Origin of the sequence: Alloactinosynnema sp. L-07, from assembly GCF_900070365.1 — a bacterium.
GTDB lineage: Bacteria > Actinomycetota > Actinomycetes > Mycobacteriales > Pseudonocardiaceae > Actinokineospora.
Genome location: NZ_LN850107.1, coordinates 6,882,834 through 6,901,522, shown reverse-complemented (window position 1 = coordinate 6,901,522; position 18,689 = coordinate 6,882,834). Strand labels below are relative to the sequence as shown.

The 18,689-nt window shown below is 70.7% G+C and carries 17 protein-coding genes; 4 read left to right on the top strand and 13 right to left on the bottom strand.

What is annotated here, in order from left to right:
* Positions 1-54: 54 nt before the first annotated feature.
* Positions 55-1,500, bottom strand: a complete 1,446-nt coding sequence (locus BN1701_RS36970) for an LPXTG cell wall anchor domain-containing protein (protein WP_054054931.1) — start codon at positions 1,498-1,500, stop codon at positions 55-57.
* Between the two features lie 148 nt (positions 1,501-1,648).
* Complete coding sequence (locus BN1701_RS31685; RefSeq protein WP_157368326.1) at positions 1,649-3,379, bottom strand: DUF2207 domain-containing protein; 1,731 nt, start codon at positions 3,377-3,379, stop codon at positions 1,649-1,651.
* A 68-nt stretch (positions 3,380-3,447) separates the two neighbouring features.
* On the opposite strand from BN1701_RS31685, the gene BN1701_RS31680 reads away from it, so the two are divergent.
* Positions 3,448-4,818 carry a neutral zinc metallopeptidase gene (locus BN1701_RS31680; RefSeq protein WP_157368325.1) on the top strand — a complete coding sequence of 457 codons (1,371 nt, stop codon included), beginning with the start codon at positions 3,448-3,450 and terminating at the stop codon, positions 4,816-4,818.
* On the opposite strand, the gene BN1701_RS31675 is transcribed toward BN1701_RS31680, so the two are convergent.
* From BN1701_RS31675 to BN1701_RS31655, 5 genes are all read right to left on the bottom strand, one after another.
* Entirely contained in the window at positions 4,801-5,220 is a 420-nt protein-coding gene (locus BN1701_RS31675; protein WP_054054926.1) for a hypothetical protein, read from the bottom strand. The two genes, BN1701_RS31680 and BN1701_RS31675, sit on opposite strands and share 18 nt — an antisense overlap.
* Positions 5,221-5,268: 48 nt before the next feature.
* Positions 5,269-6,330, bottom strand: coding sequence for a TrkA family potassium uptake protein (locus tag BN1701_RS31670; protein WP_054054924.1), 1,062 nt, complete (start codon positions 6,328-6,330; stop codon positions 5,269-5,271).
* Positions 6,331-6,407: 77 nt separating this feature from the next.
* A complete protein-coding gene (locus BN1701_RS31665) occupies positions 6,408-9,698 on the bottom strand; it encodes an ATP-dependent DNA helicase (RefSeq protein ID WP_304439925.1) in 3,291 nt (1,096 codons plus the stop codon).
* 13 nt (positions 9,699-9,711) lie between these two features.
* Positions 9,712-10,170, bottom strand: coding sequence for a Uma2 family endonuclease (locus BN1701_RS31660; RefSeq protein WP_082860185.1), 459 nt, complete (start codon positions 10,168-10,170; stop codon positions 9,712-9,714).
* A 68-nt stretch (positions 10,171-10,238) separates the two neighbouring features.
* Positions 10,239-13,439: an ATP-dependent DNA helicase gene (locus tag BN1701_RS31655; protein ID WP_054056304.1), complete on the bottom strand. Its 3,201-nt coding sequence runs from the start codon at positions 13,437-13,439 to the stop codon at positions 10,239-10,241.
* Positions 13,440-13,493: 54 nt separating this feature from the next.
* Here BN1701_RS31655 and BN1701_RS31650 point away from each other — a divergent pair, with 54 nt between their 5' ends.
* Positions 13,494-14,258 carry an alpha/beta fold hydrolase gene (locus BN1701_RS31650; protein WP_082860465.1) on the top strand — a complete coding sequence of 255 codons (765 nt, stop codon included), beginning with the start codon at positions 13,494-13,496 and terminating at the stop codon, positions 14,256-14,258.
* Positions 14,255-14,563 (top strand): MGMT family protein, encoded by a 309-nt coding sequence (locus BN1701_RS31645; protein ID WP_054054915.1) that lies wholly within the window; start codon positions 14,255-14,257, stop codon positions 14,561-14,563. The genes BN1701_RS31650 and BN1701_RS31645 overlap by 4 nt, the downstream gene beginning before the upstream one ends.
* 2 nt (positions 14,564-14,565) lie before the next feature.
* On the opposite strand, the gene BN1701_RS31640 is transcribed toward BN1701_RS31645, so the two are convergent.
* From BN1701_RS31640 to BN1701_RS31625, 4 genes are all read right to left on the bottom strand, one after another.
* Positions 14,566-14,757, bottom strand: a complete 192-nt coding sequence (locus BN1701_RS31640; protein ID WP_054054912.1) for a hypothetical protein — start codon at positions 14,755-14,757, stop codon at positions 14,566-14,568.
* 242 nt (positions 14,758-14,999) lie between these two features.
* Positions 15,000-15,785 carry a S9 family peptidase gene (locus tag BN1701_RS31635; RefSeq protein ID WP_054054911.1) on the bottom strand — a complete coding sequence of 262 codons (786 nt, stop codon included), beginning with the start codon at positions 15,783-15,785 and terminating at the stop codon, positions 15,000-15,002.
* Positions 15,782-16,003: a DUF397 domain-containing protein gene (locus BN1701_RS31630; RefSeq protein ID WP_231949770.1), complete on the bottom strand. Its 222-nt coding sequence runs from the start codon at positions 16,001-16,003 to the stop codon at positions 15,782-15,784. The genes BN1701_RS31635 and BN1701_RS31630 overlap by 4 nt, the downstream gene beginning before the upstream one ends.
* Positions 16,004-16,005: 2 nt before the next feature.
* Entirely contained in the window at positions 16,006-16,833 is an 828-nt protein-coding gene (locus BN1701_RS31625; protein ID WP_082860184.1) for a Scr1 family TA system antitoxin-like transcriptional regulator, read from the bottom strand.
* A 132-nt stretch (positions 16,834-16,965) separates the two neighbouring features.
* Here BN1701_RS31625 and BN1701_RS31620 point away from each other — a divergent pair, with 132 nt between their 5' ends.
* Positions 16,966-17,364, top strand: coding sequence for a hypothetical protein (locus tag BN1701_RS31620; RefSeq protein ID WP_157368324.1), 399 nt, complete (start codon positions 16,966-16,968; stop codon positions 17,362-17,364).
* Here BN1701_RS31620 and BN1701_RS31615 read toward each other — a convergent pair.
* The gene (locus BN1701_RS31615) at positions 17,361-17,705 is read right to left on the bottom strand and encodes a tetratricopeptide repeat protein (protein WP_054054903.1); all 345 of its coding nucleotides are present in this window, start codon (positions 17,703-17,705) and stop codon (positions 17,361-17,363) included. The genes BN1701_RS31620 and BN1701_RS31615 overlap by 4 nt on opposite strands.
* Positions 17,702-18,682 (bottom strand): pirin family protein, encoded by a 981-nt coding sequence (locus tag BN1701_RS31610; protein ID WP_054054901.1) that lies wholly within the window; start codon positions 18,680-18,682, stop codon positions 17,702-17,704. The genes BN1701_RS31615 and BN1701_RS31610 overlap by 4 nt, the downstream gene beginning before the upstream one ends.
* Between the last annotated feature and the right edge of the window lie 7 nt (positions 18,683-18,689).

The following is an 18,689-nucleotide window of genomic DNA, read 5'->3' as shown; positions in this document are numbered from 1 at the left end:
GGCGTTCGCCTGTGGACAACTGGGGCCGGGCCTGCTCGGCCCGGCCCCAGTGACTCACTTGGCGGTGCGCCTGCGGCGAACGAGGACGAGCAGCCCGCCGCCCAGCGCGAGGGCAGCGGCACCCACGGCGACCATGGTGCCGACGGCCGCGCCGGTCACCGGAAGGTCCTCGGCGGGACCGGGGCTCGCCTGCGGCGGGACCGTGGTGGTCGTCGGCGCGGGCGGGGCCGTGGTGGTGGTCGTCGTCGGCGTTTCTGAGCAATTGAGGGTGAACTTCTCGACGGTGTTCAGACCCGCGCCGACCAACCGGGCGGTGTAGGTGCCGTCATCGAAGAAGCCGTTCCAGCGCTCCCACAGGTACCGCTCCTCGGTGAACTCGATCTCGTTGTCGTAGCGGCTGTTCCCGTCGACCTTGAATGACCGCTTACCCTGTCCAGCGGTGGGGAAGTACCGGAAGGTGACCTCAGATTTACCGTCGAGGCAGCGGGTGTAGATCTGCAGGCCGTCTTCGTCGATCTTGACCGTGGCGCAGTTGTCGACGCTGACGCCGGTACTGACGATCGTGCCATCGGACCCGTACACCCTAATGATGTGGTCGCCTACTCCGGTCGTGTCGAGTTCCACCATTCCTGTCGAGCCCCCGCCGACGGACAGGGTCTGGCTGGTGTTCACGACAATGGCCGGGATCGTGTATTTGACTGTCGAGCGGTTCGGGTTCTCGATCTCTACGACGATCGGGGCAGCGGTGTTGATGTCGTCCTTGCCGTCGCAATGCGCCGACGCCTTTACCTTGGGCGCGTTCTCCGCGGCGCACGCGACCGTGAACTCCTTGCGGATCGGCTCCTTGAGCTGCTCGCCGCTGAGGATCGCGGCGTAGTCGCCGTCGTCGAAGCCGTTCTCGGTGATGCGCAGGAACATGCCGTCGCCGAGTTCGATCTCGTACTGGGTGGCCAGGTCGCTGGTGGTCAGCGTGTACTGCTTGGTCTCGCCGCCGTCCGGGTTCGCCACGATGAAGGTCACGATCCCCCAGCCCGCCTTGCACTCGACCTCGACGTCGAGCTGGCCCTTCTCGGGCTCAATGTCCTTGCAGGGCTTGACGACGACGTCGATGCCGCCTGCGGCCTCGTCGCCCTCACCAGGCACGACCCGGTACTGCCCCGGCGGCACGTCGGCGAAGGTGGCCAGGTGGTCGAGGCTGTCGGTGAGCTTGGTGTCCTGGTGGCGGATGAACGGCGACCCGGCGCCGAGCAGCGTGACCCGGTACGGCTCGTCGCGGTCGTCCAGGACGTGCACGTCGACGGAAGAGACCGTGTCGGCGCAGACGGCGACGGCCGACAGCAGCGGTCGCGGCTGCTCGACCTCGCTGGGCTGCGCGGGCTGGTCGCCGACGGGCGGCTTGACCTGCTCCTGGGCCAGCGCGGGCGAAGCGGACAGTGCCAGCATGATGCCGACCGCGGCCGCCGTGACGACGCGGGCCGCGCGGGCGACGGTGGTGTGCAACGAGCCTCCCCAGACATTCCATTCGAGTGAATGGAAGAACCTCCAAAGTGGGCGAACCGTACCCCGCGTGGTCGATCTAGCGCCACCCACACCCGTCCGAGTTTTACCTGTTCAGAACGGCTAACGCTGGAGTGATCAGGTTCGATACTCAGTGCTTCGTGAAGATCCCGGTCAACGCATCCACGAGAGCGTGGAACCGCTCGGCGAACCGGGGCTGGTCGTAGGTCTCGTCCTGGGTCCCGTACCAATACAGTCCGGGCGTTCCGTCGGCGGCGACGTCGAGAGCCGCGAAGCGGGTCAGCCAGGCGTCGGACTCGCCGAGGGCGACCGCGTAGGGCAGCGAGCGGGAGAACACCAGCTCCCGGTCGGCCACGGGGATCGAGTCGGGGGCGACCGCGCGCAGGTAGCCCGACAGGCCGCGGACCTGCTGGACCAGCGCGGCGCCCCGCTGGGTGCGCACCGGCAGGAACCGGGCGCCCAGGAACACCGCGACACCGGCGATGGCCAGCGCCACCCCGGCGAGCGCGTGTCCGGCGGTGAGGGCGAGCACGACGGTCGTGGCGAGGCCGAGCACGGTGAGCAGCAGGCCGATCAGGCCCCACCGGCCCAGGCCGCCAGGGGCTCGCGACAGCCAGCCCCGGTCTACCGCGTCGGCGTAGGCGGCGGCACGGGCGGCGCTGACATCCGGCGCGGCGGCGCGCAGCGCGGACACCGTGACCGAGTCGGTGCCGTCGGGCAGGACCGCCGCGTAGACCGCGCGTTCGTAGGCGGTCAGCGCGTCGTCGGCGGGGTTGCGGCGGACGAGCTGCCAGTCGTCGGCGGCGACCTCGGTGATCCACAGGTAGTTGCGAACCGCGAGGTCGAGCACGGTCGCGGCCAGGTCGCGGCCGTCGACGACCTCGTCGACCACCGTCCCGGCCTGTCCGGGCAGCACGCCGTCCGGGGAGGCGAACACGACCCGGCCGTCCTCGGTGGCCAGCACGTCGACCGGCTCCACCGGCGCCGACACCGCCGTGGCCTCGCGACCGCGCGCCAGCCACAGGGCACCGAAGCCGCCGAGCAGGAGCAGGGCGAGGCCGCCGAGCGCGACGCCGCTGACCGGGGTCAAGGCGAACGGGCCCGCCTTGGCCTCCTCGAAGCGGGCGGTGGTTGGCACGAGTCCGGCGGGCAGGTTGAGGCTGAGGTCGATCCGGTGGCCCGCGTCCAGATCGGACTGGATGATCCGCAGGATGCCGCTGACGTCGATCAGCGCGGAGTCGCACTGGTCCTCGGAGCCCGACGCGCCCGCCAGGCAGACCGGGTCGTCACCGGGCTCCGGGGTCAGCAGCGAGGCGCGCAGGAAGACGATCGTGGTGCTCCAGCCGTTGGCGACCTGCCAGCGGACCTGCTGGTGGTCGCCGAGATCGGCCACCGCACCATCCACTGTGTACTGGACGGTGGACACGCCCTCGTTGAGCCTGATCACGAACTTCTCGCCGACCACGTCGGCGGTCCCGCTGCCGTCGACCTTGGCGTCGCGCACCGAGAACACCCGGTCGCCGATGCGCAGCGGGACCTCGCGGGTCATCGTGTCCTTGGCCTGCACGATCACCTGCTCGGTGACCGTCAGCCTGCCGTCGCGCTCGACCTTGAGCTGGATGTTGACGCTGCGCGGCAGCGGCGGATGCTCCACGGCGGGCCGTCCCGGCCTGCTCGCCGTGGGCGGCGACGGGTCGATCGACGGCACCGGAGCACCGGATCCCGGGACGGGACCGGGCAAGGGCGCCGGGAACGAGATCGTCGGCGCGTCCGTCGGTGGCGACGGAAACGTCGGCTGAGCGGCGAACAACGACATGCCTGCCACCGTGATCGCGGCGGCGGCCCCCCAATTCTTCAACACGCCCGCGAACGATAGCCGAGCGCCAATATGCTCACCCGCGATCTTGTGAATCTCGCTACGGGGGAATGATGACTCAGCCGCCCACGGGGCCTTGGCGTCCACAACGGCCGTACCCGCCGCCCAGGCCGGTGTCGCCGCCGCCGTTCGCCCGGCCGCTGCCTCCACAGCGGACCCAGCCGTACCCCCAGCAGCAGTACCCGCGGCAACAGCCACCGCAGCGCCCGCCGCAAATTCCACCCCACCCCGGCCCACCGCAGGGCGGCAGGCCCGGCAACCAGTTCGGCGCCCAGCCGCCACCGTTCGCCCAGACAAGGCCGCCTCAGTTCGGTCCCCCGCAGGCCGGTCCGCCTCAGTTCGGCCACCCGCCGCGGTTCGCGCCGCAGGCGCAGTGGCCGATGTATCCGCCGCCGAGGAAGAAGTCGAACGCGGGCCCGATCCTGGCGGTGGCCATGGTGGCCCTGCTGGTCGGCGCGGCCGTCGTCTTCGGGGTCGTCCAGCAGCGCAAGAACAACTCGCCCGCGCTCGGCGACTCCGATCCCGGCTACTCCGCGCCCGACTCGTCCACCCCGACGACCACCACGTCGCGGCGCACGTCCACCCGGTCCCAGACCTCGACGACGACCGTCACCACCACCGAGGCCACGACCACCACTGAGACGGCCGACAGCAGGCCGCCGCGGACCACGACCACGGCCCGCCCGGCCACCACGACCAACGCGCAGCCGCCGGAGCCGCAGCCGGTCTACCGGCTCGGCGACAACCCGATCTTCAGCACCGACAACGGCGTCAACGTCGTGACCTGCAACCTGCCCGCGTGGCGCAGCGACCCGCAGGCCGCGCAGGCGTACTTCACCGCCGCGCTGCCCTGCCTCGAACAGGGCTGGACGCCCGCGCTGAGCCGGGCGAACCTGCCCTACCAGCGCCCCGGCCTCAAGTTCCCGGCTGGCACGAGCTGGTCGAGCCCGTGCGGCTCGGTCAGTGGCGCGGACGCGGCGGCCTTCTACTGCTCGCGCGACAACACGCTGTACATGCCGTTCGCGGGCCTGCACACCGACCGGGTCGGCAACAAGCCCGGCAGCTACCTGTCGGTGTTCGCCCACGAGTTCGCCCACCACATCCAGGCGATGACCGGCATCATGCAGACCTACGGCCAGGCCCGCTACGAGGCGGGCGACCAGTCCCCCGCGGGCCTGGAACTGTCGCGCAGGCTGGAGCTGGAGGCCCAGTGCTTCAGCGGCATGTGGTTCGCCGGTGCCCAGCACGGCGGCGGCTCGATCACCGACTCGACGATCCGCGAGATGATCGCCGACGGCTACGCCCGCTCCTCGCCGTCGCACGGCACCGCCCAGCACTTCGGCGCGTGGCAGGAGCAGGGGTTCACCAAGAACCGGACCTACCAGTGCAACACGTGGGTGATCGCCTCAGAGCACGTCGCCTGACCGCCGCCACAGCTCGGCGAACCCGGCGCCCGCGATCCCCGCGAACACGCACAGGATGACGCCGATCGGCCGGGCGTCGGTCTGCGCGCCCGCCGTGGCCCGCGCGACGCTGACGGTGTCGCCCACGGCGATCTCGATCGTCTCGCCGCGCAGGTGGCCGCAGGCGTCGAGCCGGGCGCGCTCCTCGCGGCCGTCACGCTGATAGGTGACTTCCTCGGTCTGGCCGGGATCGCCGCACGGCACGCTGGTGACCACGATCGCCTGGGTGCGCCAGGTGTCGGCCGAGGTCGACCAGAGCCCGAGCGCGCCGGTCAGGGAGATCAAGACGGCCACGACGATGCTGAACAGCGCCGCTCCGGCCGCTTGGGCGGCGGGCAGTCGCAGTTCAGCGGGCAGACGCACCCACGGATAGTTGCAGACTAAGCGGCCTCCCCGGAATGACCGGTTAGGTCACTCGTCGGCGGGGGTGACTTTTCGGATGTAGAGGAGTCGGTCGCCCGCTTCGATGGCGTCGGCCTCTGAGGAGTCGACCCGGTAGAGCTTTCCGCCGCGGACCAGGCCCAGCACGATGTCGGGCAGGTGGCGCGGGGAGCCGCCGATCTCGGACTGCTCGATCTCGCGCTCGGAGATGGCCAGGCCCGCGTCCGGGGTGATCAGGTCCTCGACCATGTCGACCACGGTCGGGGTGTGGGTGGCCATGCCGAGCAGGCGGCCCGCGGTCTCGCTGGACACGACGACCTGGTTGGCGCCGGACTGGCGCAGCAGGTGGACGTTCTCGGTCTCCCGGACGGCGGCCACGATCTGCGCGTTGGGCGCCATCTCGCGCGCGGTCAGGGTGATCAGGACGGCCGAGTCGTCGCGGCTGGCGGCCACGACGACCGACTTGCACCGCGGCACCCCGGCCACGCGCAACACGTCCGAGCGGGTGCCGGAACCGTGCACCGTCACCAGCCCGAGCAGCGACGCGGCTTCGAGCATGGCCTGGTCGGTGTCGACCACGACGATGCGGCTCGGCTCGACCCCGTCGGAGAGCACCGCGCTGACCGCCGAGCGGCCCTTGGTGCCATAGCCGACGACCACCACGTGATCGCGCACCTTGGACCTCCACCTTTGGATCTTGAACGCCTGACGGGACCGCTCGGTCAGCACGGCCAGTGTCGTGCCGACCAGGACGATAAGGAACAGGATGCGCAGCGGGGTGATCACCAGGATGTTGATGAGCCGCGCGGAGTCGCTGGCGGGCGTGATGTCGCCGTAGCCGGTTGTCGAGAGAGAGACCGTCGCGTAGTAGACCGCGTCGAGGAACGAGATGCCGTCGTCGTTGACGTCGCGGTAGCCGTCACGGTCGATGTAGACGATCAGGACGGCGGCGAGCAGAGCGAGCAGCGCACCGACGATTCGGCGGACGATCGAAGCGACCGGGCTGACGCCGTTCTCCGGCATCCGCAGAATGCCGACGAGCTCGTACTCCTCGCGGTCGCTGAGCCCGGTGGCCCTGCGCTTGCTCTTCATTGGGTGCCGGACCCCCGCTTGTGACTCACGCGCCGAAGGTTAGCCGTCACACGGCAGCGCCGACTTGGTGGGCTGGATCACTCGGCCGTGGGGACCGAGCGCAGCAGGGAGCGCAGGCCGTCGGCGTCCAGCAGGTCCGCCGGGCGCAGGGTGGTGTCCGGGCGGACGTAGTGGAAGGCGGCGCGGACCTTGTCCAGCGGCGTGTGGGACAGGGCTGACCAGGCCAAACGATAGGCCGCGAGCTGGATGGTGAGCGCGGGCAGGCGGTCGTCGTCCGGCAGGTGGCCGGTCTTCCAGTCGACTACGGTCCAGCCGCCGTCGGCGTCGAGGAAGACCGCGTCCATCCGGCCGCGGATGGCCACGCCGTCGATCTCGGTGGAGAACGGCACCTCCACCTCGTGCGGCACCCGGTCGGCCCACGCGCTGCCGAGGAACGCCTCGCGCAGGGCCTCCAGGTCGTCGTCGGGGGCGGCGGTGTCGTCGGCCGCGCCGGGGAGTTCGTCGAGGTCCAGCAGCGCGCGCGAGCCGAACCGCTTCTCCAGCCAGGCGTGGAAGGCGGTACCGCGCCGCGCCACCGGATTGGGCGGGAACGGCAGCGGGCGGCGCAGCCTGCGGGCCAGCGCCTCGGGGTCGGCGGCGAGTTCAACCAGCTGACTCACCGACAGCTGGTCGGGCAGTGTGACCTGTTCGCGGCGGGCCGACGCGGCGGCGCGCTCGGCCAGCAGCACGTCGGTGTCTCGGACCCAGCCGTCGGCGTCGTCGGCCGGGTCGTCGAACACCTCGCCCTCGCGCAGCGCGGTGAGTTCGGCGCGGACGAGCGCGGCGCCGGTGCTGACGTCGGGGCGGCGGTCCCGCAGCGGGTCGGCGGGCCACTGGGCTGTCTTGACCGCGGTGGCCAGCGGGTTCTCCGCGCCTTCCTCGGGGGCCTGGGCCCAGACGTCGAGGATCTCGGCGGGCCAGTCCTGCTTGGTGACGTGGTCGGCCAGGTCGGTCAGGAACTCCGACGGGCCGCGCGGCTTGGCGCCCGTGCGGCCCCACCAGTGGCCCGACACCAGCAGCGACCGTTCCGACCTGGTCAGCGCGACGTAGAACAGCCGTCGTTCCTCGACCAGGCCGCGGTCGGCGAAGTCCTCTTTGTGGGCCTTGAGGGCCTGTTCGACCTCTTTGCGGTTCTCCGCGCTCTCCAGGTTCAGCTTCGGCAGGTCGACGGCGTCACCGCGCAGGTCGGCGGGCAACTCGGTGACCGTGCTGAGCCAGCTTCCGCCGCGCCTGCCGCTGGGGAAGACGTCGCGGACCAGGTGCGGCACGGCGACGACCTCCCACTCCAGGCCCTTGGCCGAGTGGACCGTGAGGATCTGCACGCGGTCCTCGGCGACCTCGACCTCACCGGGTTCGAGGCCGTCCTCGGCGGCCTCGGCGATGGCCAGGTAGTCGAGCAACGCGGCCAGGCTCGCCGACGGGCTGGCCCTGGCGTAGTCGGCCACGACGTCGGCGAACGCGTCGAGGTGGGCCCGGCCCGCGCCGCCGCGCCGGGCGGTGGCCTCGATGTCGAGCTGCATGGTGCGCTCGACGTCGGCGACCAACTCGGGCAGCGGCTGGTCGAGCCTGCGGCGCAGCATGGTCAGCTCCGAGCCGAGGGCGCGGACGCGCTGGTAGCCGAGTTCGGAGTAGGCCTCGCGGGGGCCGGGGTCGTCGATCGCGTCGACCAGGCCAGCCTGCTCGACGCCCTCCCCCGGGATCACGTCGCCGGGGCTCGCGTCGGCGGCGGGGCCGCCTGCGAACGTGTCGGCCAGCTTGCGCGCGCGCCCCCACAAAGCGGCCAGGTCGGTCGCGCCGATGCGCCAGCGGGAGCCGGTGAGCAGGCGCGCGGCGGCGGTGCCCGCGAGCGGGTCGATCAGCACGCGCAGGGCGCTGACCAGGTCGCGGATCTCGGGTTCGTCGAGCAGGCCGCCGAGGCCGACCACCTCGACCGGCAGCCCGCGTTCGCGCAGCGCGGTGGCGAGGTCGGCCATGTCGGCGCGGCGGCGGACCAGGACGGCGGCCGTGGGCGGTTTCTCGCGTTCCTCGACGGCGGCGTGCCAGCGGTCGGCGACCTGGTTGGCCACCCACTGCACCTCGGTGTCCACATCGGACAGCAGGGCGAACCGGATATCGCCGGACGGAGCCCCGTCACGGGCCCGCAGTTCGTCAACCTCCAAGCCGAGGGCGCGCAGTGGCGCGGACACCGCGTTCGCCAGGTCGAGGACCTCGGGTGGGTTGCGGAAGCTGGTCAGCAGGCCATAGCGGGTCGCCGGGGCGAGCTTTTCGTTGTGCGCACGGGGAAAGTCGGTGGTGAAGCGGGGCAGGTTGGCCGCGCTGGCGCCGCGCCAGCCGTAGATGGCCTGCGCCGGGTCGCCGACCGAGGTGACCGGCATCGGCGCGGAGTTCGGGTGTTCGATCGAGCTGCCGAACAGCGACCGCAGCAGCACCCGCTGGGAATGGCCGGTGTCCTGGTACTCGTCGAGCAGGACCGCGCCGAACCGCTCGCGCTCGCCGCGCACCACCTCGATGTGCAGGGCCGCGAGTCGCGCGGCCAGCGACATCTGGTCGCCGAAGTCGACCGCGCCCTCGCGCCGCTTGCGATCGGAGTACGCGGCCACCAGCGGGAGCAGCCCGACCCGGAAGCGTTGTGTGACAAGGACTTTCTGCAAGTCCTGCGACAGGTCGGCGCGCTGCCCCTTGGCCCGGGGCGCCGACTCGATGAGCGAGCACACGCGCTCGGCGTGCTGGTCGAGCACCGATGGGTCGACCAGGTGTTCCGACAGCTCCCCGGCCAGCGCCAGGAGATACTTGGTGATCGTCGCGGGCACCAGATCGGTTTCCAGGTCCTGCGCCCACGTCGCGACGACCCGGTGCGCGAGCTGCCAGGACGCCGTCTCGGTGAGCAGCCGCGCGCCCGGTTCGACGGGCAGCCGCAGCCCGTGTTCGGCGACGATCCGGCCCGCGTAGGCGTGGTACGTCAGGATTGTCGGCTCGCCGGCGAACACGGCGGCCCGGCGTTCACCGGACGGGTCGAGCTTGTCGAGCAGCTTCGCCCCGGCGAGCCTGCGCAGCCGCGACCGGACGCGGTCGGCGAGTTGGCGGGCGGCCTTGCGGGTGAACGTGAGGCCGAGGACGCGTTCTGGCGTCACCAAACCGTTGGCCACCAACCAGACCACGCGGCCCGCCATGGTCTCGGTCTTGCCCGCGCCCGCGCCCGCCACGACCAGCGCGGGCTCGGGCGGGGCGGCGATGACCTCGCACTGTTCGGGGGTGGGGGCGGGCAGGCCGAGTTCGTGGGCCAGCTCCCGGGGACTGACCAGCGCGAGCCCCGGCAGCGGCAGGCTCACCGTGGACTCTTCGTCATCGCGCCAGCGCTGCCAAGTCGATCCGCAGCGGAACCGGCTCCGACACGACGAAGATCCCCTCTCCGCGCTGGGATTCCTCGTAGTCGGTGTCCGCCAACGAGTACGCGGTGACGGTGACGGGCGGCACCGGGTCGACCAGCCAGAAGTACGGGATCCGGGCGTCGGCGTATTCGTACGGCTTGACGTCGGTGTCGACGCTCGCCGATTCCGGCGAGATGATCTCGATGGCCAGGGCGACGCGGGCCGCCTCGACCGACGGCGCCTCCCGATCGATGTCCGCGGCCACGATCACGAGGTCTGGAGTGCGCACCGTGGCGCCGTCGGTGATCACGCCGATTTTCGGGAACACCTGCCACGCGGGGGAAAGCTGCGCATCGATCTGCGCGAACAGCCGACCCAGCGCACACATGTGCATGGGTGGGTCATACTCGCGAATGGGCCGGATCGAGCTCATGCGGACCAATCTACCCCGCCGAACGGCGGAATCCACTTCGCGACACCTCGATCACCTGTTCGAGTGTGCTACTCGGTCACTTGCCTGCCGCTGGGATGCAGCGGACAGGTGAAACGCACCGGACACCGGGGACAGTCGGGGTTCTCGAAGGCGCTGTACTCCGGGCCGACCATCGACCCGGCCGCGTCCCGCACGATCGTCATCCAGTGGTCGATCATCTCGCCCTGCAACGGTTGCTGATCGCGTTCGGTCGCCTTCCCGCGACTCTTCTTCGCCACATAGAGCAGCCGCGCGCCACCCGGCTCGCGACCGAGGCCGTCCTCGGCGAACGCGCCATACGCTGTCGCCAACTGATAAACGGCCAGCTGCGGGTGGGCGTTCGCGTCGTCAACGCTGATCGGTTGCTTGCCGGTCTTGATGTCCACGATCACCGGGCGGCCCTCGTTGTCGGCCTCCAGCCGGTCGACCCGGCCGCGCACGGTGACACCGTCGGGCAAATCGACCGACACATCACGCTCGACGGCGACCTGGGTCAGTTCGCCGCGGGTGTCGCGGACCCAGGTCAGGAACGTGTCGACCATCGCGCGCACACGCTGCTGTTCCCGCCGAGAGAACCACGGCGCACCCGCGTCGACCTGGGACCACGCCTTGTCCAACTCGGACATCAGCTCCTCGCGCGTGGCGCCGGACGCGGCGGCTTGGGCCAAGGCGTGTACCAGGGTCCCGGTGACGGCGGCGAGTTCGACCGGGTCCTGTCCGCCGTGCCGCTCGACCACCCACCGCAGCGGGCACTTGGCCAGAATCTCCACTGTGGACGGTGACACCCGCACCGGCTCACCTTTGCCGCGCAACGGCATCAGGCTCGACAGCTCGGGCAGCCCGTACCAGTTGTCCGGGTTCGCGCCGGGCACGTTCGCCTCGGCGAGCCGGGCGAGCTGGCGCGCGGCCAGCGCCCGGCGTGCGCGGTCGGCGCCGTTGTCGCAGACGACCTGGCGCAGCTCGCCCACCAGGTCGGCCAGCACGAGCGCGCGTTCCTGCTCGGCGACCGGGATGAGCGACTCGGCCTCCGGGTCGGTGGCCTCGACGCCGGACAGCTCGGCGAGGAACCGCGACGGCTGTTCCTCCTCGCCGCGAACGGCGCTGACCATGAGCTTTCCGCGCGCGCGGGACGCGGCGACGAGCAGCAGCCTGCGTTCCTCCGCGAGCAAAGGGGCTGTCGCGGACAGGGTCTCGGAGTGGTCGACCCCGGCCAGCAGGTCGACCAGCCGTTCAACGCCGAGCAGTGAGCCGCGCAGGCGCAGGTCGGGCCAGGCACCCTCCTGGACACCGGGAACCGCCACGACTGTCCACTCGCGACCGGCCGCGGCGTGCGCGGTGAGCACCGACACGGCCTCGCCGTGCGGCGCCGAAGCGGCGAGCGTGTCGCCCGCGATGCGGTGGCCGATCAGGTGGTCGGCGAAGTTGGCGACACCGGAGCCGGGCAGCCGGTCGGCGTAGCGCTCGGCGGTGTGGAACAGCGCGACGATCGCGTCGAGGTCGCGGTCGGCCTGCGCGCCGACCGGCCCGCCGCGCGCCGCCGTGGCCACCCAGCGCGTCTCCAAGCCGCTGCCCTGCCACACGTCCCACAGAATCTGTTCGAGGCCGACGCCCTCGGCGATTCCCTTGCGGGCGGCGGAAAGCAGGGTCGACACCCGCCGCACCGGGCCGACCTCGGCGGGCTCCAGCGCGGTGAGCCGGTCGTCGTCGGTGAGGACCTCGACCAGCAGCTCGTCGCTGGACTTGTCGCCGCCCGCGGCCTGTTCGAGCCGACGCAGGCCGCGCCGCAGCCGCCGCAGGGCCAGCGGGTCGGCCCCGCCGAGCTGCGACGACAGCAGCATCGCCGCCATCGCCGGGTCGAGCAGCGCGGGAACGGCGGCGCAGCGCAGCAACGCGAGGAACGGCCGCACGGCGGGTTGCTGGGCCAGCGGAAGTTCGTCGCCCGGAGCCGCCACCGGCACTCCGGCCGCCGCCAGCGCGCGGTGCAGCACCGGCACCGAACGCGTCGCGGACCGGACCAGCACCGCCATCTCCGACCACGGGATCCCGTCGAGCAGGTGCGCGCGGCGCAGCTGGTCGGCGACCCAGCCCGCCTCCGCCGCCGAGGACGCGTGCAGCCGGACCAGGACGGTCCCGCCCTTGTCGCGGGACTTGTCGACCCGGCGCTGACCCGCGCCGGGGAGTCGGGCCGCGAGCTGGGAGACCGCGCGGCGGACGGCCGGGGCCATCCGGCGACCGGGGGTGAGCACGATCGTGCCGCCCTGGGGCTCGGCGTCGCGCAGCAGCCCGGGATCGGCGCCGCGGAAGGAGAAGATCGACTGGTCGGGGTCGCCCGCGACGACGAACTCCTTGGCCGCGCTGCCCAGCCGATGCAGCAGGCGGTATTGCAGCGGGTCGAGGTGTTGGGCGTCGTCGACCAGCAGATAACGCACGCGGGCGCGTTCGGCGGCGAGAAGCTCGTCGTCGGTCTCGAAGGCGAGCAGCGCGGAGGCGACGAGTTCGGCGGCGTCGAGCGCGGGGGCGGTGGTGTGCGCGATGGCGCTGTCGGAGGCGCCGTGCAGCAGCGTGACTTCCTCGTACTGGCGCCCGAACCGACCAGCGGCGACCCACTCGTCGCGGTCCTCGCGTTTGCCCAGGGTGATCAGGTCTTCCGGGCCGAGTCCGCGTTCGGCGGCGCGCAGCAGCAGGTCGCGCAGCTCCTCGGCGAACCCCGCGACGCCCAGCGCGGGCCGCAGCCGCTCCGGCCAGTACTTGCCGCCGAACTCGACGTCGCCTTCGAGCAGCTCGCGGATCACCGTGTCCTGTTCGGGCCCGGTGAGCAGGCGGGGGCCGGGTTCGTCGTGCAGCATCGCCTGGATGCGCAGCACGGCGAAGGCGTAGGAGTGCACGGTGCGGACCAGCGGCTCGCGGACCGTGCGGGACACCCCGCCGTCGGGGTCGGTGAGCAGTGCGGTGATCCGGGAGCGCAGGTCGGTCGCGGCGCGGCGGCTGCCCGTGAGCACGAGGAGCTGTTCCGGGTCGACCCCGCCGCGGAGAACTCGGTCGGCGGCGACCTCGGCCAGCAGGGTGGTCTTGCCGGTGCCGGGACCACCGAGAACGCGGACGAACCCGTCGGCGCCCGCGAGCACCCGCTGGGCATCCTCACCCCACTGCGCGGCCTGCCGCGCGGCGGCCGGTCGGCGGACCAGTCGCGGCGCTAGCGGAGTCTTCCCTGCGGCCACACCCGATTGCATCACGTCGGGGTGACAGCCTTCGACGCGGCACGCCCGGATGGCATGATCCGGCTCATGTCGGACGCTTTACACGTGCACTCGTACGGACCAGTCGACTCGCCCCCGCTGCTGATGCTGCACGGCGTCTGCGGGCACGGCGCGCGGTTCCGCAGGCTGGCCGAAACGCTGCTGCGCGGCTACCACGTGATCGCCCCTGACCTGCGCGGACACGGCCTGTCGGACCGGCTGCCGCCGTGGACGCTGGAACAGCACGCCGCGGATCTGCTGCGGGTGCTGGACTCGCGCGGCCTCGACAAGACCACCGTGGTGGGGCATTCCTACGGTGGGTTGGTGGCACTGCACCTGGCGCACCTGGCGCCGCGGCGGGTCGGCAGGCTGGTGCTGCTGGACCCGGCGGTGAACGTCAAGCCTGAACAGGCGCTGGAGTACGCGCAGACCGCGGAGGTCATCCGCGCCGACCGCGGCGAGGCGCTGGCGACCCAGCGGCACGACTGGCCGGGTGAGCCAGAGGAGCACATCGAGGAAGAGGTGGCCGCGAACTGGGTCGAGGTCGACGGGACCTGGCGGCCCCGCTACAGCCCGGCCGCGGTGATCACCGCGTGGAGCGAGATGTGCCGCGCGCCGGTCCTGCCGCTGCCCGGCCTGCCGACCCTGCTGGTGGAGGCGACACGGGAGGCGTTCGTGGGACCTGATTTCGTCAAGGCGTGCAAGTTCGCCCTGGGTGACGAGTTCCGGCACGTGGGGCTGGACCTCGGACACATGCTGTACCTGGAGGACCCGGCGGCCACGGCGGAACTGATCGACGGGTTCGCGCGATGACCGTTGACGAGGCCATGCACGAGCGCGTGCGCGAGGCGGTGCGATCGATCCCCGCAGGCCGCGTGGCCACCTACGGAGATATAGCCGACATCGCGCGGGCGCCATCACCGCGGCTGATCGGGCGGATCTTGTCCGAGGACGGGCACGACCTGCCCTGGCACCGGGTGTTGCGGGCCAACGGGACCCCGGCCCCGCACCTCGCCCGCGAGCAGTTGGAGCTGCTGCGCGGGGAGGGCGTCTTGGCCAACGGGGAGAAGGTCGATCTGAAGGAGTACCGCTGGGGGGCGGAATCCGGGTTGTTCTAGTGCTAGAACCCCTTCACGGTGGCGGGATCCAGGCCGAGCATTTCCAGCAGGCGCAGGCAGTCGGTGGCGTCGGCGGCGTGGTCGGCGACGGTGCGAGCGGCGCGGTGGCACTGCTCAGCGTTGTGCATCGACTCGATCTCGCGCGCGGCGGCGATCCGTCCCACCGTGGGGGCGGCCTCGTGGGCAAGCGTCATGAAGGCAACCTTCCTAAAGGCGGCCGCCGTTCGGAAGAGCATCGAGGTTGCTCACAGGGAATCCCACAGCGTGCCGGCCGGGAATAGCTCCCCTCACTCTTTCAGCCCAATCGGGCGGCGCGCAACCCCCCAGAAGAAGGCGACCCGGACTGTTACCAACTGGTCACAGCGGGTTTTCGCTGGTCAGTGCCGATCTTTACCGCGCAGAGCCCGACCCGGTCAAGTAGACCAATGCCGATCTTCTAGTCGATCTCGGGAGTGAACGACTCCGGCAGATAGGGATCGGCCCAGGCGGCGATCAGCTGCGCGACCCGCTTGGCCTGCACGGGCGAGGTGAGCAGGTGATCGGCCCCGTCGAGCGAGATGAACGACTTCGGATGACGCGCGGCGCCGTAGATCGCGGCGGCGTTGCCGATGTCGACGATCTCGTCGTCAGGAGAGTGCAGGACGAGCAAAGGCCGGTCCAGCCTGGCGATCCGTTCGGCTTGGCGCTGTTCACGGAGGTCTTCGAGGAACTCCCGGCGGATGCGGAACCAGCGGCCCGCGAGCTCGACCTCGGCCTCCCCGGTGGCCTCGATGTCGCCGACGGCGTGCTCGAAAAGATGGGAGACATGCGCCGGGTCACTGGGCGCCCCGATGGTCGCCACGGCTTTGATTTCGGGGATGTCGGCGGTCGCGGCGAGAACGGCGGCGCCACCGAGTGAGTGCCCGATGATCAGGTCAGGCGCGGCGAAGTGTTCGCGCAGGTGATCAGCGGCGCGGACGATGTCGGCGACGTTGGAGGTGAAGGTGGCGTGGGCGAAATCACCCCCGGAGTCGCCGATGCCGGTGAAGTCGAACCGGAGAACGGCGAGACCACGGTCGGTGAGCGCGCGAGAGACGCGGCGGGTGGCTTGGTAGTCCTTGCCACCGGTGAAGCAGTGGGCGAAGAGGGCGTAGGCCTCGGGCGCCTTGGGCGGGAGGTCGAGGACGCCGGAGAGGGTTTCGCCGCCGCTGCCGGTGAAGGTGACGGCCTGGTGGCGGCTCACAGGGTGGAAAGGAAGGAGCGCCACTCTGCGGTGGGGACGGAGAGCTGACCGCCATCGGGGTTCTTGGAGTCGCGCACGGCGGTGCCCGGAGGGATGGAAGCAACCTCGACACAGTTGTCGTTGTTGCCATTGCCGCTGCGGCTGCTCTTACGCCAGGCCACTTCGACACAGTTGCTGTTGCTGCCATTGCCGCTACGGCTGCTCTTACGCCAGATCACCGCTATCGCCTCGCTAGCTCGCTGATCAGCTCGATGGACTCAGCAGGCCCAAGCGCCTGGGCGCGAAGCTGGTCGAACACGAGTCTAGCCTTCCGCAGCTCATCAGCGTTCTCGATATGCAGCGAGCCGGTGATGTACTCGATGAACAGGAGTTGCGGATCATCGGACTGCGGGAATTCGAGCAGGGCGAAGCTCCCGTTCATCGCATCGTGAGGGCCGCTGTCAAGCGGCAACACCTGCAAGGTCACCGATGGAAGCTCTGCCACCAAAACCATGTGATCCAACTGGTCTCGCATGATCTTCGCTCCACCGATCTTTCGATGGAGCGCGGCTTCATCCACCACCACGCGCAGTCCCAGCGGGTCATCGTCGCTGGTAAGGCGCTTCTGCCGAATCCGGCGAACTGCGACGTCGTTGTCCAGTTCCTTGAGGGTTCGGCGGCGGCCAGTCTTGAGCAACGCACGCATGTACGGCTCTGTCTGCAGTAACCCGGGCAGATTCAAGCCAGCGAACTCGCACACGACGCTCGCCTCTGTCTCGACGTCCACATACCCGTGGTCCTCTACGCCGTAGGCGCGGAACCATCTCGGCTTCATCGCCTCCCGGACCTGCTCCAACAGATCGTCGTTCCAATCGTCGTACAGGTCCATGATCGACCGAGCCAGGTGGATGTCCACCCGACTCTCCCCACTCTCGATCCGGGACACCGCCGTCCGAGTCTTCTCCAGCCGAGCGGCAGCCTCCTCCATGGTCAGACCAGCGCGTTCCCGCATAGTCGCCAGCCTCCGCCCGAGGCGTCGCCGTAGAAACGGCGGCTTCTTCCGCGTCACCGGCCGATGATCGCACCGCACACCGACAACTCGCACAGTGCGCACTCGCACCGTGCGCGCACGTCGGCCCGGAAACGGAAACGGGTCGGCGACTCTGACTCCCGGAAACCGCTGGTCCACAAGGGAGTCCGTATGCACAAGTTCGCCAGTCGCTGGTGTGTCAAAGGAATGACGCCGGCCTACGGTCCTTGCACGACCGTGTTCGACCTTCTGGTCGACCTGGAGACCATCGCCGTCTATCCCGGTGCGACAGACGCTCACGCCGTGCTGCTCAACGCCGACAAGATCACCCGATTGAATGACCACCTGTCTGACGACATCGCGGTCGAGGTGAACGGATTGTCAGTGGGATCAACCCAACCACGGCTGGGGCTTCGGCCCGTGCAGCTGCCAACGGCACCGCGCGGGCCGATCGAGCTCTACGCCAAGCGTCCGCTCTCCAGCATTCAGGTGATCTACCACAAGAATTCCCTCGTGGCGCTGCGCGAGACCATCGCCGAACTGGCCCGCGTGCTCGCCCCGATCTGCTAGCGGCGACTTTCCGCCGCCGCCAGCAGGTCCGCCGAGTCCGGCGTGCCCAGCATCGCCTCGGCGAGTCGCAGGTACGGGACCGCCTCGGCGTGCTTGCTCTGCCTGGCCAGGGCGCGGCCGAGCAGGGTCAACGCGAAGGCGTCCGACGGGTCCAGGTCGACCAGGCGCCGGGCCGTCGCCTCGGCCTTGCCCAGCGACGCGGACTGGAAGTAGGCCAGGGCCAGTTCCGTGAGCACCGAGCGGGACTCCGGCTCCTGCTCCGCCGCCTCGGCGAGGTAGCGGGCGGCGACCGAGGGGTTGCCACTCTCGCGGTAAAGACGACCTTGCTCCAGCAGGGTCATGTCAGCTCCTCGTCCGAACTCGTGCGGTGGATGGCCGGGATGGTCCCGAGCCTGCCCGCCTGGTAGTCGTCGAACGCGTCCAGGATCTCCTGGCGCGTGTTCATCACGAACGGGCCGTAGCGCGCGACCGGCTCGTTGATCGGCTTGCCGCCCAGGACCAGGATCTCCCAACTCGGCGAGTTGCCCGGCTGGGTGTCGGCGGCCCGCATGGTCAGCGCCTCGCCGCGGCCGAAGACGGCCAGGTGGCCCTCCTCCAGCGGACGCCGCTCGGCGCCGACGGTGCCGCGGCCGGACAGCACGTAGACCATCGCGGTGAAGTCCGCGGGCCACGGCATCGCCAGCCGCGCGCCCGCGGTGAGCGTGGCGTGCAGGTACGTGATCGGCGTGTAGGTCGACCCCGGGCCCTTGTGCCCGTCAAGCTCGCCCGCGATGACGCGGACCAGCGCGCCGCCGTCGTCGCTGGAGAGCAGCTTGGCGTCGCGGGCCTCGATGTCCTGGTAGCGCGGCTGCGTCATCTTCATCGAGCGCGGCAGGTTGACCCACAGTTGCACGCCGTGGAACAGCCCGCCCTTGGCGATGAGTTCCGGCGGGGGCATCTCGTTGTGCAGGATGCCCGCGCCCGCCGTCATCCATTGGGTGGAGCCGTCGGTGATCAGCCCGCCGCCGCCGATGGAGTCGGTGTGCTGCATGGCGCCGTCGATCATGTAGGTGACGGTCTCGAACCCGCGGTGGGGATGCCACGGCGCCCCCTTGGCCTCGCCCGGCCCGTACTCGACCGCACCCATCTGGTCGAGCAGCAGGAACGGGTCGGCGTCGGGAAGGTCGACACCCGGGAACGGCCGACGGACCTGGAAGCCCTCGCCCTCGAAGAACTTCTGGCCCTTGACGACCTTGCCGACCCCGCGCCAGTCGGTGGCCGACTCGGGCAGTTCGGGCAGCCGCGGCAAGGTCAAGGTGTCGGCGGTGATCGCAGGCATCTCGGCC